General features: G+C 42.6%; 15 protein-coding genes. 6 read left to right on the top strand and 9 right to left on the bottom strand.

Annotated elements, in window-relative coordinates:
• Positions 1 to 6: 6 nt before the first annotated feature.
• From ACFSQ3_RS15640 to rsmA, 3 genes are read right to left on the bottom strand one after another with little or no spacing between them, the layout of a single operon-like run.
• The gene (locus ACFSQ3_RS15640; RefSeq protein WP_380870513.1) at positions 7 to 933 is read right to left on the bottom strand and encodes an NAD(P)-dependent oxidoreductase; all 927 of its coding nucleotides are present in this window, start codon (positions 931 to 933) and stop codon (positions 7 to 9) included.
• Complete coding sequence (locus tag ACFSQ3_RS15635; protein WP_380870512.1) at positions 930 to 2102, bottom strand: FAD-dependent monooxygenase; 1173 nt, start codon at positions 2100 to 2102, stop codon at positions 930 to 932. Before ACFSQ3_RS15635 ends, ACFSQ3_RS15640 begins: the two co-directional genes overlap by 4 nt.
• A complete protein-coding gene (gene rsmA, locus ACFSQ3_RS15630; RefSeq protein ID WP_380870511.1) occupies positions 2099 to 2881 on the bottom strand; it encodes a 16S rRNA (adenine(1518)-N(6)/adenine(1519)-N(6))-dimethyltransferase RsmA in 783 nt (260 codons plus the stop codon). The genes ACFSQ3_RS15635 and rsmA overlap by 4 nt, the downstream gene beginning before the upstream one ends.
• 108 nt (positions 2882 to 2989) lie before the next feature.
• Between rsmA and pdxA the strand changes: the two genes are divergently transcribed.
• The 5 genes from pdxA (at position 2990) to ACFSQ3_RS15605 (ending at position 7775) form a co-directional block, all read left to right on the top strand.
• A complete protein-coding gene (gene pdxA / locus ACFSQ3_RS15625; protein ID WP_380870510.1) occupies positions 2990 to 4045 on the top strand; it encodes a 4-hydroxythreonine-4-phosphate dehydrogenase PdxA in 1056 nt (351 codons plus the stop codon).
• 87 nt (positions 4046 to 4132) lie between these two features.
• Positions 4133 to 5554, top strand: coding sequence for a CCA tRNA nucleotidyltransferase (locus ACFSQ3_RS15620; RefSeq protein ID WP_380870509.1), 1422 nt, complete (start codon positions 4133 to 4135; stop codon positions 5552 to 5554).
• Positions 5555 to 5588: 34 nt separating this feature from the next.
• Complete coding sequence (locus tag ACFSQ3_RS15615) at positions 5589 to 6176, top strand: IS1096 element passenger TnpR family protein (protein WP_380870508.1); 588 nt, start codon at positions 5589 to 5591, stop codon at positions 6174 to 6176.
• Between the two features lie 27 nt (positions 6177 to 6203).
• Positions 6204 to 7109 carry a tRNA (adenosine(37)-N6)-dimethylallyltransferase MiaA gene (gene miaA / locus ACFSQ3_RS15610; protein WP_380870507.1) on the top strand — a complete coding sequence of 302 codons (906 nt, stop codon included), beginning with the start codon at positions 6204 to 6206 and terminating at the stop codon, positions 7107 to 7109.
• Positions 7110 to 7154: 45 nt separating this feature from the next.
• On the top strand, positions 7155 to 7775 hold the full coding sequence (locus ACFSQ3_RS15605) for an L-threonylcarbamoyladenylate synthase (RefSeq protein ID WP_380870506.1): 621 nt from the start codon (positions 7155 to 7157) through the stop codon (positions 7773 to 7775).
• Positions 7776 to 7798: 23 nt separating this feature from the next.
• Here ACFSQ3_RS15605 and ACFSQ3_RS15600 read toward each other — a convergent pair whose 3' ends face one another.
• The 6 genes from ACFSQ3_RS15600 to tilS form a co-directional block, all read right to left on the bottom strand.
• A complete protein-coding gene (locus ACFSQ3_RS15600; RefSeq protein WP_380870505.1) occupies positions 7799 to 8773 on the bottom strand; it encodes an EamA family transporter in 975 nt (324 codons plus the stop codon).
• A complete protein-coding gene (locus ACFSQ3_RS15595) occupies positions 8742 to 9056 on the bottom strand; it encodes a DUF721 domain-containing protein (RefSeq protein WP_380870504.1) in 315 nt (104 codons plus the stop codon). The genes ACFSQ3_RS15600 and ACFSQ3_RS15595 overlap by 32 nt, the downstream gene beginning before the upstream one ends.
• Positions 9043 to 10155, bottom strand: a complete 1113-nt coding sequence (gene recF / locus ACFSQ3_RS15590) for a DNA replication/repair protein RecF (protein WP_380870503.1) — start codon at positions 10153 to 10155, stop codon at positions 9043 to 9045. Before recF ends, ACFSQ3_RS15595 begins: the two co-directional genes overlap by 14 nt.
• A gap of 21 nt (positions 10156 to 10176) precedes the next feature.
• A complete protein-coding gene (locus ACFSQ3_RS15585) occupies positions 10177 to 10476 on the bottom strand; it encodes a DUF4834 family protein (RefSeq protein WP_380870502.1) in 300 nt (99 codons plus the stop codon).
• A gap of 83 nt (positions 10477 to 10559) precedes the next feature.
• Positions 10560 to 11039 carry a hypothetical protein gene (locus ACFSQ3_RS15580; RefSeq protein WP_380870501.1) on the bottom strand — a complete coding sequence of 160 codons (480 nt, stop codon included), beginning with the start codon at positions 11037 to 11039 and terminating at the stop codon, positions 10560 to 10562.
• A gap of 7 nt (positions 11040 to 11046) precedes the next feature.
• A complete protein-coding gene (tilS, locus tag ACFSQ3_RS15575; RefSeq protein ID WP_380870500.1) occupies positions 11047 to 12381 on the bottom strand; it encodes a tRNA lysidine(34) synthetase TilS in 1335 nt (444 codons plus the stop codon).
• Between the two features lie 108 nt (positions 12382 to 12489).
• Between tilS and ACFSQ3_RS15570 the strand changes: the two genes are divergently transcribed.
• A complete protein-coding gene (locus tag ACFSQ3_RS15570; RefSeq protein ID WP_380870499.1) occupies positions 12490 to 14715 on the top strand; it encodes an OstA-like protein in 2226 nt (741 codons plus the stop codon).
• Positions 14716 to 14722 lie beyond the last annotated feature (7 nt).

Genomic DNA, 14722 nt, shown 5'->3' with positions numbered 1-14722 from the left:
TGGTGTTTAATTTAAATGCTTTAAGATTTTGTCAGCCAGAACGTCCGACAATTTGTAATAGCTTTCAAACGTCCATCCTGCAACATGTGGACTAAGCAACACATTATCCCGGCGGATTAAATCCGCATACCAGCTTTCTTCTGCCAAAGCAGGAAACTTCTCCGTCGGCAATACGTCGAATGCTGCGCCGCGAATCCGATCTTCGTCCAAACCTTTTAATACGGCTGGTACGTTTACGATTGCTCCACGTGCGCCCATCAGGAAAAAGATGGGCTTTTTGAAATGACGTAAATATTCTTCATCCACCAAACCCTTTGTTTCCTGGGTTAGCGGAATATGAAAACTCAGCACATCAGCCCGCTTAACCACTTCCTCCATAGAAACCTCGTGCGCATACGTATCCGAGAATCCAGTTTTGTACTTGTCGTAAGCAATGACGTTTACATCGAACCCAGATAATTTTTTCGCCATCGCCTGTCCATTATGCCCGTAACCAATTAGTGCGACGGTAGAACCTTTTAGTTCATATCCCCGATTTTCTTCTCGTAGCCATTGTTGCTCAGTGATTTGCGTATGCGATCGACGCAAGTTATTCATCAAACTTAATAACATACCGATCATGTGTTCGCCGACGGCATCACGATTCCCTTCGTTTGCAGCAATTAGCGTGATGTTTTGCTTCGTGGCAGCGACCTCATCAATATTGTCCATTCCGGCTCCCGACCGACCGATAAATCTAAGTTTTGGAGCAAACGCCAAAAATGCAGCGTCCACGAAGAACTTGGATCGAATGATCAATCCATCAAAATCCTTAATTAATATTTCCGCTTCCGCGCGCGTAGCATCAGGTTGGTAATCCACAAAAACATTTGCCGCTTGAAGTTTTTCCATTAAGATGGGATGTAGGTCATCAACAATAAGGATTCGAGTCATGGTTTCGCATTTATCGTGAGAAAGTGTTGTTTTAAAAGTTTGTTGAGCGGCGATTCGCTCCATGATGCAGGCATAATGCGCATCAAGGTATTTCGAATGGCGATCATCGCCGGATTCGACCATTGCGAAATCTTGCCGATTCGCCAAGAAGTGTTGGTGATATAATGCGTTCTGTCGATTCGCCGACGTTGGAAATGTAGAAAAGCTTGTTCTGGCGGAATGTTCTTTTTCAGCTCGTCCGTCAAAACAGCCACATCTTCTAGCGCCTGACAAGCACCTTGTCCCAAATTCGGCGTGGTTGCGTGCGCAGCATCGCCCAATAGAAGTACCGAACCAAAAGCAAATTGTCGGATGGGTTTGATATCAATAATATCATTCCAAATCAAATCTTCGTTCGCTGTGCGCTGGATAATTTGTGGAATCGATTGGTGGTAATCTTTAAAATGATCGAACAGATCGCTTACTCCGAAATTTTTATATTTTTCGCTGCGCGCAGGTGCGTTTATACAGGCATACCAATATAATCGGTTATCCACCAACGGTGTCAATCCGAAGCGCCCTTTTGCGCCCCAAGTTTCCGTTCCGCGGGTAACATGAATATCCGAATTGTCAATCGTTGCACGCCAACAGGTATATCCGGCATAACGCGGTGAAGACTTCGGAAGCAATTGCTGACGAGCAGGTGATTTCACCCCGTCAGCTACCAATAAATATTTGCAGCGGAATGTAGTTTCATCAGAAAAAAACAAGGAAATGCCATCTGCTTTCTGTTCAAATCGTAGTAAACGTTTTCTAAGTAAAATTCGAGAAGCATCCGATTTGGAAAGTAAGAACTGATGTAAATCTGCGCGATGAACCGTGAAGTTCTTCTGATTGTATTTTGCGCCTAAGCTTTCGGTATCCGGAGCCATGAGCACAGCTCCTTTATCGTCTAAAATATTAAAATCGCGTGTGTAGAACCCGATTTTTTCGACTTCCTGCCGTAATCCTAAATAGTCAAACGCTTGCATGGCATTGGCAGCTAATCCGAATCCGGCACCGATTCCCAATAAAACTTTTGCTTGTTCGAAAATGAGAAAATCTTTGCCGAGCGATTTCAGGCCGATGCCCATGCTCAATCCTGCGACTCCGCCTCCAATTATTGCGTATTCACAGTCGATATTCGTCATAATACGCCGATAATCTCGTTGGTTAAGTTCTCAAAATCAGCAACAGTTAATCGCTCTGCGCGCAATTCGTATAGTGCATTGTCGCTCATACGATCTTTAGGCACAACTGCTGATAACGCATTGCGCAACGTTTTGCGACGCTGATTGAATGCAGCTTTTACTACGCGCCAAAATAGTTTTTCATCGCAATCCAAGGTTTCGCGATTATTTCGCGTCATGCGCATGACGCCCGAAAGCACTTTCGGCGGCGGCGTAAATGCTCCGGCTTTCACGGTAAACAAATACTCCACATCGTAATAAGCCTGCAAAAATACGCTCAGTATACCATATTCTTTGCTGCCGGGTTTTGCTACGCAACGTTCGGCTACTTCTTTTTGAAACATACCCACCATCTGTACTACCTTATCGCGTTCGTCCAAAATTTTGAATAGAATCTGCGAAGAAATATTGTACGGGAAATTGCCGATGATCGCCAACTTTCCGGGAAAATAGCTTTGAAAATCTAGGGCTAAGAAATCACCATGAATCAAACGATCGCCCAAATCCGGATATTGTCTGCCTAAATAATCAATGGATTCATCATCCACATCGATTAACCAGGTTTGGTATTGATCGCTTCGCGGCAATAGAATATCCGACAATACGCCCATGCCCGGACCCACTTCCAAAACTTGCTGAAAACCTAATTCCGGTTGCAAGCCATCGACGATGCGCAACGCGGCAGTTTTGTCGTTTAGAAAATGTTGACCAAGATGTTTTTTCGCGCGTACTGTACTCATATTGCTGTATTAATGCTTCAAAAGTACGCAAAAAAGTCCGAGAAGGGGCTTTTTAATAGTTGCCATTCCCCCATTTACTTTTTACTTTTGAGCAATAAGCAACACAGGATGAGAGATAAGCTAAAAATTGGTATTACCGTTGGAGATATAAATGGTATTGGTTTGGAAGTGATTATTAAATCGCTTTGCGATAGTCGTATTCTGTCGTTCTTTACGCCAATCGTTTACGGACATACCAAAGTGGCTTCTTTCCACCGCAAGGCGATAAATGTCAACGATTTCAACTTTAACGTGATTGCTTCCGCGGATCAAGCCCAAGAAAACAAAGCAAACATCATCAACTGTTGGGAAGAGGATGTTCGGATTACTTTAGGTGAGCAAAACGAAATCGGAGGGAAGTATGCTTTCCTTTCTTTGGAGAAAGCTACGGAAGATTTATTGGCGGGCAGGATCGATGGTTTGGTGACTGCTCCAATCAATAAGCACAACATCCAGCAGGAAGGTTTTTCATTTCCGGGACATACCGAATATTTGCAAGCGAAATCTGATGCCAAGGATGTGTTGATGTTTATGGTCAGCGATGCGTTGAAAGTGGGCGTTGTTACCGGGCATATTCCGGTGAAAGATGTGGCTTCGTCGCTAAGCGAAGATGCTATTTTGCATAAATTGCGCATGATGCACAGCAGTTTGAAAGCCGATTTTTGGATTCAAAAGCCTAAAATTGCTGTCTTGGGATTAAATCCACATGCTGGGGATAATGGCCTTATCGGTGAGGAAGATGGAAAAATCATTATTCCGGCGATAGAAAAAGCGCGCGCGGAAGGTATGCTTTGTTTTGGACCTTATCCAAGTGATGGTTTCTTCGCTAGCGATCAATACACGAAATTTGATGCGGTTTTGGCGATGTATCACGATCAAGGTTTGATTCCGTTTAAACATATTGCATCGCGTTCGGGCGTTAATTTTACGGCCGGATTGCCATTCGTGCGCACCTCGCCGGATCACGGCACGGGATATGATATTGCCGGCAAAAATGTAGCTTCCGCCGATTCTTTTATGGAAGCATTATTCTCGGCTGTGCACATCATTGAGCGACGTCGCGAGCAGAAGGAATTGACCGCAAATCCTTTAACATTCCGTCGATTGTCCAGAGATCGAGATTAACTACGAGATTAGCAAAAGGATACGGATTGATCTTTGCTTGATCAAACGGTACTTGGAGAAAAAATCGTATTTTTGCGCCTTGCAACTATGGATGATAATTTACAACACCCTATTTTTCAATTAATTGGTGGGTTGGCTGATCGTGAGAAGATCGCATGTTATGTGATTGGTGGGTACGTGCGCGATCGTATTATGGGACGACCTTTCAAAAATGATGTCGATATTTTGGTGTTGGGAAGCGGCATAGATTTCGCAACTGCAGTAGGTAAACAACTGGGAGTAAAAGTTTCCGTTTTCAAATCATTTGGCACAGCCATGCTGATGTTCGATGATTTGCAGGTGGAATTTGTTGGTGCACGTAAGGAATCGTATCGCGGAGATTCCCGAAAACCTATCGTCGAAGATGGTACGTTGGTCGACGATCAAAATCGAAGAGATTTTACGATTAATGCGATGGCTTTTTCGTTGAATGCGGATAGCTTCGGCGAATTGCTTGATCCATTCGATGGAATGGGTGATATTGAAAAACAAGTTGTTCGTACGCCGCTGGATCCGGATATTACTTTTTCAGACGATCCTTTGCGCATGATGCGAGCGATTCGTTTCGCTACACAATTGGGTTTCCATATTGATCCAGCTTCTTTCGAAGCCATTACACGTAATGTGGAACGTATCCGAATCATTTCCAAAGAGCGGATTATCGACGAATTGAACAAAATCGTGTTGGCGAAAAAGCCGTCGATTGGTTTCAACTATCTGTTTGATTCCGGTTTATTGAAAGAAATTTTTCCGGTGATGTGTCAGCTTTACGGTGTAGATTATATCGACGGAAAAGGACATAAAGACAACTTCTACCATACGTTGGAAGTGTTGGATAATGTGGCGGAGTTGTCGGAAGATCTTTGGTTGCGTTGGGCAGCGATTATGCACGACATTGCCAAGCCAGCTACGAAGCGTTTTGACCCGAAAATTGGTTGGACATTTCATGGACATGAAGATCGCGGCGCGCGGATGGTGCCAAAGCTGTTTGCAGAGCTGAAACTTCCGCAAAACGAAAAAATGAAATTCGTTCAAAAGCTTGTTCAATTGCATTTGAGGCCGATTGTTTTAGTGAAAGACATCGTTACAGATTCTGCGGTACGAAGATTGCTCTTTGAAGCGGGTGATGATATCGATGCGCTGATGCTTTTGTGCCACGCCGATGTCACCACAAAAAATGCATATAAGAAAAAGCGCTACCGCGAAAATTTCGAATTGGTAAAACAGAAGCTGAAAGATGTGGAAGAACGCGACCACATTCGCAACTGGCAACCCCCGGTAACGGGCGAAGATATTATGCAGATGTTTGGCGTGGAGCCGGGCAGAATGGTTGGAAAGATTAAGAATGCGATACGCGAAGCGATTTTGGAAGGCGATATTGCTAATTCACGAGAAGCGGCAATTGATTTTATGAAATCACAAGGCGAAGCGTTGGGTTTACCCATTCAACCATTAAAAAGAGAAGATTAAAATAATTTTATAAAGATAAAAAGCATATTGCACCATGGCAATCTATAGATTTAAAGTCACTTTTGAAGATTATGAAGATGTATACCGCGAAATTGATATGCAATCCAAAAGTACTTTCCTCGATTTACATGAGGTTATTCACAGCACCACGGCTTACGAAATAGATCGTTCTTCATCGTTCTATGTTAGTAACGATCAATGGAAGAAAGGCACAGAGATCGCGCACCAACCTTCTGATCGCAAGAAAGCGAGTCAGGTTTTGGAAATGGCGGATGTGCGTTTGAGTAAATTTATCGATGATCCACATCAAAAGTTCTATTACGTGTACAACTTCGATCGTCCGTACGATTTCCATGTGGAGTTGGTGAAGATTTTGAAGGAAGAGGATGGCAAAGAATATCCATCGGTATTCAAAAATATTGGTCAAGCACCTAAAAATATTGCTGCGGCGAACTTTCCGGTTGCTGACGATTTGGACGATGATGAAGAAGATTTTGTGCCAGAAAACGCAGAAGAATATGGCGTTGACGAGGAAGAGGATTTCGACAACTTCGATGACGATGAGGATGAAAAAGGCGAAGAATCCGAAGGCGGAAGTAAATCTTTTGGCGACGATTATTAGTCCGCTGGTTTTGGGCTTATAGAAAGCATGAGAAAAAAACTCATCGCCGTGGTAGGTCCAACCGCCGTTGGCAAAACAGCTTTAGCTATACAGCTGGCGCAACATTATAAAACCGTCGTTCTTTCGGCGGATTCCCGACAATTTTATCGGGAAATGAATATCGGAACAGCAAAACCTGATTCTTCAGAATTAAATGCTGTTCCGCATTATTTTATTGATTCTCATAGCGTAGAAAGCGTATATTCCGCTGGGGATTTCGAACGCGACGCACTTCAATTATTGCAAGAACTTTTTCAAACACACGATCAAGTGATTTTGGTCGGCGGATCTGGTCTGTTTGTTCGTGCGCTGACTGAGGGTTTGGATGATTTACCCCAAGTGCCAAAAGAAATCCGCGACCGCTTAAATCAGCAATTGGCAGAAGACGGTTTAGCAAAGCTTCAAGATCGCTTAAAAGCAATCGACCCAGAACATTATGCGGTGATGGATTTTCAAAATCCGCAGCGGGTGGTTCGTGCGCTGGAAGTTTTCGAAACCACTGGAAATTCCATTGCTTTTTATCAAAAAGGAAAGCAATCCGCGCGTAATTTCGATGTCGTTACCATTGGATTGAATACAGATCGCGCATTCTTGTACGAACGAATTAATAAGCGCGTAGATAAGATGATGCACGATGGTTTGTTGGACGAAGCAAAAGAATTGCAATTATTTCGATATCATCCGGCTTTGCAAACAGTCGGATATGCGGAGTTGTTCGATCATTTCGAAGGCAAAATTTCTTTGGAAGAGGCAGTCGATAAGATTAAACAAAATAGTCGGAGGTATGCCAAGCGACAAATCACGTGGTTCAAAAAATATGGTTCCACGCATTGGTTTGAGCCCAGCGAATTGCAAGAAATCCTACAATTCCTAAACCAATCCGAAGCATCGTAAAAAGGCGATTTGTAAACTTAATTCCTTTCCAACTGTTACCAAGATATGTTAGTTCGAATATATAATGAAAATCCGAATCCGAAAGCGATTGAGCAAGCCGTCGAGGTATTGCGAAGTGGTGGTGTAATTATTTATCCGACGGATACGGTGTATGGAATAGGATGTGATATTACAAATCAAAAGGCAATTGAGCGCGTTTGTCAAATCCGAGGTTTGAATCCCCAAAAAGCGAATTTATCGTTTATCTGCTATGATTTGACCGATATTTCTCAATACACAAAACCATTTGACACGTCCGTGTTTCGTGTATTGAAGAAGGCGCTTCCTGGACCGTTTACTTTTCTTTTCAATGCCAGTAATCAGGTGCCGAAATTGTTGAGTTCCAAGAAAAAAACCGTCGGTATCCGTGTTCCAGATAATAATATTGTTCGAGAAATCGTTCGCGAATTAGGGAATCCAATTGTGACAACTTCGATTCACGATGATGATGAGATTGTAGAATATTCAACCGATCCGGAATTGATTTACGAAAAATACGGAGAGAAAGTAGATTTAGTAATTGATGGCGGATATGGCGACAACGTCGCATCTACGGTCGTTGATTTAACTAACAAAGAATTTGAGATTATCCGCGAAGGAAAAGGCGATCTAAGCGCTTTTTTGTAATTAAAGCGATGTGTTCTTTCCGATTAATGCGGAATAATTGGCTGTTCGGGCACACTATCTACAGCTTTCTGCTTTTTGAAATACAATAAGTTGAACCAAATAACCGAAACGATAATCATTCCGTAAGCAGTTATCTGAATTAGGGTAATCGGTTCGCTAAAATACGTGATCGCCAACGTGAAACTCAATAGCGGATTGACGTATAATAGTATTCCGACGAGCGATGAGCTCAAACCTTTCAGCGCGTAAGCATTCAAGAATAGTGGTACAATTGTGAAAACGACTGCAATCACCCAAACGAGCTCATAGAAAATTGCTGATTTATTTGCCCCTAAGCCGACTATTCCAAACAATGGTAGCAAAATAATCGTACTTAGCGTGATGTGAATAGATAAAGAAAACAGTTTGTCTGTCGCAGTATTTGCTTTTTGAAGTACTAAATATATCGCGTATGTAAGTGCTATCATTAAGCTGTAAAACAGATCGACGAAATGTCCAATGGATAACATGAAGCAACTCAACACACTGACGAAAACCGCTGCCCATTGTCCCATACGCAAACGTTCACCAAGAAAAATGGTGGCTAAGGCAGTCGTAAGAATTGGACATAGCAGATAGGCGAGTGACGTCGCGTTCACGCTAATGGTATTCATCACAAAAATGAACAAAAACCAATTCAGCGAAAGCATTAGCGCACTTACTACATAATTCCCGACAACTTTTCTTTTGTCAGAAGAATTCATGTTGGAAATCTGCTGGAAAGACCTTTGGGTTTCTTTGCGGCGGAATAGAAAGTTGGCTAACCAAATGCTGGCGGTGGCAAACAATACACGATAGAGTAAAATTTCTAACGCGGCATATTCTTGCAACGGTCTCAAAACTAAACTGAAAAGCCCCCAAATAACGAAGCTGGAAAGAGCCGATGCGTAGTATTTTATGTTCACCTCAAAAAGTAGAAACGTTATATTAAAGAATGATGAATTCTTCGACCATAGCATAGCCGATATGTTCGTTGACGCGACCAAGAATCTGTCTTCGCATCATCGCCAGTTCGTTTTTTATGACAGCAGATTCCACGTAAACATACAATTTCTTGTCGCGAATGTATATGCGTTCTGTGCGGTTAGCGATAGCATTACCGATAATGTTGGGCCAAGCGCTTACAATAGAAGTTTCATCGAACTTTTGGCGCAATCGGTAAACCTCCAACATTTTCTCCACCGCTTGTTTGATGGAAATGTCGTCACTTCGCCGAAAATCTTCACCTCTATATTTCTTCATTTGCTACGCCTTCGTTCACATCAAAGATACGAATCGGCTTGCCGATTTCCTGAAAAATATCGCGAATTCGACGGGAATCTGTGTGCGTGATAAAAATTTGTCCGAAAGCATCATCCGACACCATCTGCATAATCTTCTTAGTGCGGTTTTCATCCAATTTATCGAAGATATCATCCAACAGAAGTAATGGTGCAAATCCTTTTTTCGCTTGCAAGAAAGAATACTGCGCAAGCTTCAGTGCAATTAAAAATGATTTTTGCTGCCCTTGCGAACCGAATTTTTTCAGCGACATTCCATCATGAATGTGAAAAAGCAAATCATCTTTATGAATGCCTTGCGTGGTTCGTTCCAAAATGCGATCTTTTTCCAGATTGGCATCGAGAAGACTGGCGAACGTGCTGTGTAGCAAAGGCGATTCGTAGTGTAGTTCTACTTGTTCCGCATGATCGGAAATGTAGGCGTAATGCGTATCGAAGTACGGGCGAAATGCATCCATAAACGCTTTTCGTTTTACGAATATTTGTTCTCCCACTTCTGTCAACTGCATGTTTAGCACTTCTAGCAAGCCCAAATCGAGTTGACGTGTGCTGGCCGCTGTTTTCAACATCTGGTTGCGCTGTTGCATAATGCGATTGTACTGAATCAGCGTATCTAAATAGCGATTATCAGTTTGCGAAATGGCATTATCCATAAATTTTCGACGCTCTTCGCTACCTTCTAAAATAATGCCCACATCATTTGGTGTAATCATTACTAAAGGAAACTGACCAATGTGGTCGGCCAAACGTGGATAGTCCTTTTTATTTTTTCGAAATTGTTTCTTCTGATTCTTTTTAAGCGAACAAGATATGGTGTCGCTGATCTCCTGATCACGTTCGAAAACACCTTGCACCATAAACCAATCTTCGCCCTTTTTGATATGTTGCGAATCGATTGGATTAAAGTAGGACTTGCATAACGAAAGATAATGAACGGCGTCTAACAAGTTGGTTTTTCCTGCACCATTAAATCCAGTAAACGCATTAGTTTCTGGCGAAAATACCAAATTGGATTCCGTGTAATTTTTAAAATGTAGTAATGAAAGCTGTTTTAGCCACATAGAGAGGTAGCGCCAATCGGCTTATTTAACTTCCTCAAAATCCACAAACTCTCCAGCAGTAGAAGCTCCATTCTTGTGATCTTCTTTCGGCGGTACGTATGCTACTTTTACTTTTCCGTCAGTTTTTGGTTGCTGACGTTCTTGTTGACCAAAGTTTTGATATTGAAATGATCTGTCTCCAGTACTGAAACCACCTTGTTGTGCATTTCGCATCATCTTTTGCGCCAATTTCTTCATTAAGAATGGAAACATAAGGCGTAGCCCAAATTTTAACGCGTAATAACTTGCTATAATGATGACGAGAACTTTCAAAAACTCCATAATAAATCACTTTGTTCAAATTTAACAAATTTTGAGCGAAATGGTTGATGTGGAAGTGTCAGGGCAACATCACTTAACAAAATTTATGCTTTTGCAGCTTCGATTGCCTTCGCTAATTCATTCGGCCTTTGGGTACCAATCACATAAATTAATCCATCTGGATCTGTTAACCAAACAGCGTATTTGCCACCCGAGTAAAAACGAATCTTACCATTTTTGTGCAAATTATAGACTGGATTGTTGAAAATGAATGTACTATAGGGCTTCACCTCAACATAGGCGATCGATTGTAAGTCGATTTTTACCAAACTAGTTGTCCACAAACCGCTGATAATTAATTTGCTGTCTTTGACAACGATTCGATAATTGATCATATATAGCATGATGATCGAAACGAACAAAATTCCCACACCCGCAATGAAAAATAGCTGCCTTGAAACTAGGTGATGCAAATTAAGGTAATAGGCTATAAAACAGAATAATGCCAAGATCAGACGGACGCTTACCCAAGTCATGTCCCGGCCTAAATATTGCTTTTCTTCAAATGCAAATTGCTCTTCCATACTCCATTTAGCTATACACGAATGTAGCTACTTTCTTCGTATTTTCTGTTATCTTGTATCGATTATCTAACCGATATCCCACAATCCAAATAATTTCCCCGTTTCCATTAACGAGCAAGGGAATGTGTTTTTTTTCTGTCAACGGAATTTTCTGCTGAATAAAAAAATCGCTGATTTTCTTTGAACCATTCATACCTAAAGGAATAAAGCGATCGCCTACTTCCCAACTTCGTATACGCAGCGGAAAGATTAGTTTTTCCTGATCGATGGCTGCGGAATTCGGTGCGTTACCCAATAGCATATTTTCACGAACCGTATGTAGCGTCAACTTAAAAGTTTTACCATGAATATCGATTTGTTTGTCGGTTTCACTCATGCATTGCTCCGCTAAAGCAGCATTATTTTTCTCGCGCAGAATAAGAACTTGGCGATCGATAGTGAGCTGATACCTTTCGGATTCGAAGCGTGAGCCGATATTTAATAACTGCGATCGTACTAAATCCTCTAAAACATTTTTTTCAAAACCAAATGGCTTAAACAATTCATAGAGCAGGGGAAGGTCGGTCAGGTAATCCGATAAATCCTCCTTTAAAATTTCTATTTGATTGCCGTTTTCTTTGAAGGTTGATCTCCGAATTTGATCGGTTAAGCGCGTCAACAAAGATTGAGTTTCTTCAAATCGTTCAATATTTTCCAGCATAACGTTGTCGAAGTCCGACCTAATTTCACGGAATTGCGGTAGAATATTAAGCCGAATCTTGTTGCGGATGTATTTAGTAGAAAAGTTACTTTGGTCATCACGATAAGGAACTTGGAGAAGTTGTACTGCATTCGTGATTTCTTCGATCGTTATCCATAATAGCGGTCGAACGATGTAATCGCGCTTCGCGGAGATTCCTTTCAGTCCGCTCAATCCCGTTCCGCGTACCAGATTGACGAAAACCGTTTCAATATGATCTTGCTGATGTTGGGCTATAGCGATGTAATCCAATTCAAGCTCTTTACGCAAGGTTTCGAACCAATCGTAGCGCAACGCGCGCGCACTCATCTGAATGGACACACCATGTTTTTTGGCGTACGCTTCCGTTTCCATCTTTTGATGATAGCACGGGATTTTTCGTTTAGCAGCAAAGTCGACCACCAATTGCTGGTCAAGATCAGATTCTGCACCGCGTAATTGAAAATTGCAATGTGCGATGCTTATATCATAGCCGAGCTGCCAAAGCAATTCCGCCATCAACATCGAATCTTTTCCGCCACTGACAGCCAAAAGTAGATGATCTTCGCGATTGAAAAGCTTCTCTGTCGCGATGTATTCCGCTAAACGTTGCAGGATATCCATGTCCAAAGGTAATCAGCAATGGGCTAATTTTCGCTCATTTATTCTACGGAAAATCCTTCGCCAAGTTTTTAACACTTTTTTGCTGTTTAAATGTCTATTTTTGCGCTTGTGAAACCATTATTCATCGTTATTTTCTACCTGCTCTCTATAGCTACATTGCAGGCGCAACAATCGGCGCCGGCGGATGCTATGCGTTTGGTGTCGTCAACGCGCGGTGTGATTATTGAGCAGCGTGTGATGCGCCACTACAATCCGGTGTACGAACACAAGAGCAATACGCTGATGGCGGATAGTGGTGATTTCTGGCGTGACGATATTGGACGCGAGTTTTTCGAGGCTTATGGAAACGTGGTGATTACGCAACCATCCGGAACGGTGATTTACGGCGATCGATTGCATTATGAAGCGGCTACGCAACATGCGATCATCACGCGGAATGTCCGTGTGGTCGATAAGCAATCGGTTTTGACGACGAATTATTTGACATATAGTTTTCGCGATCAGCGCGGAACTTACACCGGAGGCGGGCGTATTGTCAGCGGACTGGATACGATCACATCGAGAAATGCCTATTATTTCGAACGAACGAAGGATTCCTATTTTCGGGAGAAGGTGGTGGTACGCTCGCCCGACGTGATTATCTATACGGATACCATGCGTTACAACTCGATCACGCGCAACAATTTTTTCTACGGTCCGACGAATATTGAAGGAAGAGCCGGCGAAAATTTGTACACGGAGCGCGGTGTTTACAACACAGGGACGGGCATTGCGAAATTCAACCTAAATAATTTATACACCGAAGGATCTAAGTTTCTGAAAGGCGATAGTTTGTATTACGATCGTTCAATTGGGGATGGTGAGGCATTTAGGAACGTGGTTTTCATCGATACGTTGGAGAAATTCTATGCAAATGGTGGATACGGGAAATATCGAGGGAAAGAAGAATCCATTACCATGGCGGAGAAGCCGCTGGTGAAAATGGTGGTGGATAACGATACAACTTCCAACGCGCCAACCGATAGTTTAGCGACGGATTCATTAGAGAGCGAAGAAAAATTATCCCGACGGGAACGTCGACAACGAAAGCGCGAAGCGGAAGAACAAGAAGAATTGTCGTTAGCAACGGATTCGGTACCGAATACCACGGTTGATTTGGATACGGTGCAAGTGGTTGAGCGTACTAAAAATCCGGTGGATACGGTCTATCTGACTGCAGATACGATTTTTTCGCGTACCATTCCAAGATCAGAATACATCGCTTTGGATTTGCAATTGAGTCGGGATGGAGGACAACTTCTCTTGGATGAGGATGTCGATTATGGAGATGATGAGGACGATTTGGGCGAGGACGGAGAATCAACCCCTGAAATTTCCAGCGGTTCGGATAGCACGAAAGTTGATTCCGCGATGGTTAAATTGCCATTGGCCGATTCGGCGACAAATATTATCCAACAATTGCCCAAACAACGCCCGCCCGATTTAAAAGGCAAAGGCGATTCGTTGATTATTGCGAAAACGCTGAAAGCGGATAGTGTGCTGCGCGATCAGGTGGAGATTCCAAAACTTAACGAGGCGGGTACGCGGATTGATGCTGCAATGGAAAGCGTTATGCGCACAGATACGTTGTCCAGCAAAGATTCTACTGCAAATTTATCGGATACGGTGCGCACGCGTATTGTGAAAGCATATCGAAACGTGCGGATGTTTAAGTCCGATTTGCAGGCGGTGGCCGATTCGGTGTATTATGGGATGCAGGATTCCATGTTCCGGTTTATGGGTAAACCGATGATTTGGTCGGATGGATCGCAGATTTCTTCGGATACCATTTATATGCAAATGGTTAATAGAAAGTTGGATAACGCTCTGCTAAAAGATAATGCTTTTATGGTGAATGCGGTGCTCGATTCTGTCAAATTTAATCAGCTCAAAGGACGAAAAATTACCGCATTCTTCGATAAGAATTACGTAGAACGATTATTTGTCGACGGGAATGCAGAAAATTTGGTGTTCAACGTGGATGAACCGACCGGAATTATCAAGGATATGTTTCATGATCGAGGGGCTCGAATTTCGATTATGTTTAAGGATAAAAAGGTTTTTCGATATAACACAGCTAAACCCAATCAGCAGTTATATCCGCTAAAACTGGTTACGCAAGAAAACGAAATTCTTCCTGGATTTATATGGCGTCCGCAAGATCGACCGATATCTATGGAAGATATGATGAATCGAAAGCGCGAATCAGCGCCAATCCCCGATAAGGATGAAAGCGAAAAGGAAGATGCCCAAGGGCGTGAAAGGAATCAAGAAACGGCGGTTTCTGAGGAATAATCGAAGT

Origin of the sequence: Sphingobacterium corticis (assembly GCF_042684745.1) — a bacterium.
Lineage (GTDB): Bacteria > Bacteroidota > Bacteroidia > Sphingobacteriales > Sphingobacteriaceae > Sphingobacterium > Sphingobacterium corticis.
Note: the sequence above shows the minus strand (reverse complement) of the source record. Positions and strands in the feature narration are given on the sequence as shown.

Bases quoted from the DNA above. Each gene is read 5' to 3' on its own strand.
- ACFSQ3_RS15595 (WP_380870504.1), bottom strand. From the start codon at position 9,056: ATGAAGAAATATAGAGGTGAAGATTTTCGGCGAAGTGACGACATTTCC.
- ACFSQ3_RS15620 (WP_380870509.1), top strand. From the start codon at position 4,133: ATGGATGATAATTTACAACACCCTATTTTTCAATTAATTGGTGGGTTG.
- recF (WP_380870503.1), bottom strand. From the start codon at position 10,155: ATGTGGCTAAAACAGCTTTCATTACTACATTTTAAAAATTACACGGAA.
- ACFSQ3_RS15605 (WP_380870506.1), top strand. From the start codon at position 7,155: ATGTTAGTTCGAATATATAATGAAAATCCGAATCCGAAAGCGATTGAG.
- tilS (WP_380870500.1), bottom strand. From the start codon at position 12,381: ATGGATATCCTGCAACGTTTAGCGGAATACATCGCGACAGAGAAGCTT.
- rsmA (WP_380870511.1), bottom strand. From the start codon at position 2,881: ATGAGTACAGTACGCGCGAAAAAACATCTTGGTCAACATTTTCTAAAC.
- miaA (WP_380870507.1), top strand. From the start codon at position 6,204: ATGAGAAAAAAACTCATCGCCGTGGTAGGTCCAACCGCCGTTGGCAAA.
- ACFSQ3_RS15635 (WP_380870512.1), bottom strand. From the start codon at position 2,102: ATGACGAATATCGACTGTGAATACGCAATAATTGGAGGCGGAGTCGCA.
- ACFSQ3_RS15600 (WP_380870505.1), bottom strand. From the start codon at position 8,773: ATGCTATGGTCGAAGAATTCATCATTCTTTAATATAACGTTTCTACTT.
- pdxA (WP_380870510.1), top strand. From the start codon at position 2,990: ATGAGAGATAAGCTAAAAATTGGTATTACCGTTGGAGATATAAATGGT.
- ACFSQ3_RS15615 (WP_380870508.1), top strand. From the start codon at position 5,589: ATGGCAATCTATAGATTTAAAGTCACTTTTGAAGATTATGAAGATGTA.
- ACFSQ3_RS15640 (WP_380870513.1), bottom strand. From the start codon at position 933: ATGACTCGAATCCTTATTGTTGATGACCTACATCCCATCTTAATGGAA.
- ACFSQ3_RS15580 (WP_380870501.1), bottom strand. From the start codon at position 11,039: ATGGAAGAGCAATTTGCATTTGAAGAAAAGCAATATTTAGGCCGGGAC.
- ACFSQ3_RS15585 (WP_380870502.1), bottom strand. From the start codon at position 10,476: ATGGAGTTTTTGAAAGTTCTCGTCATCATTATAGCAAGTTATTACGCG.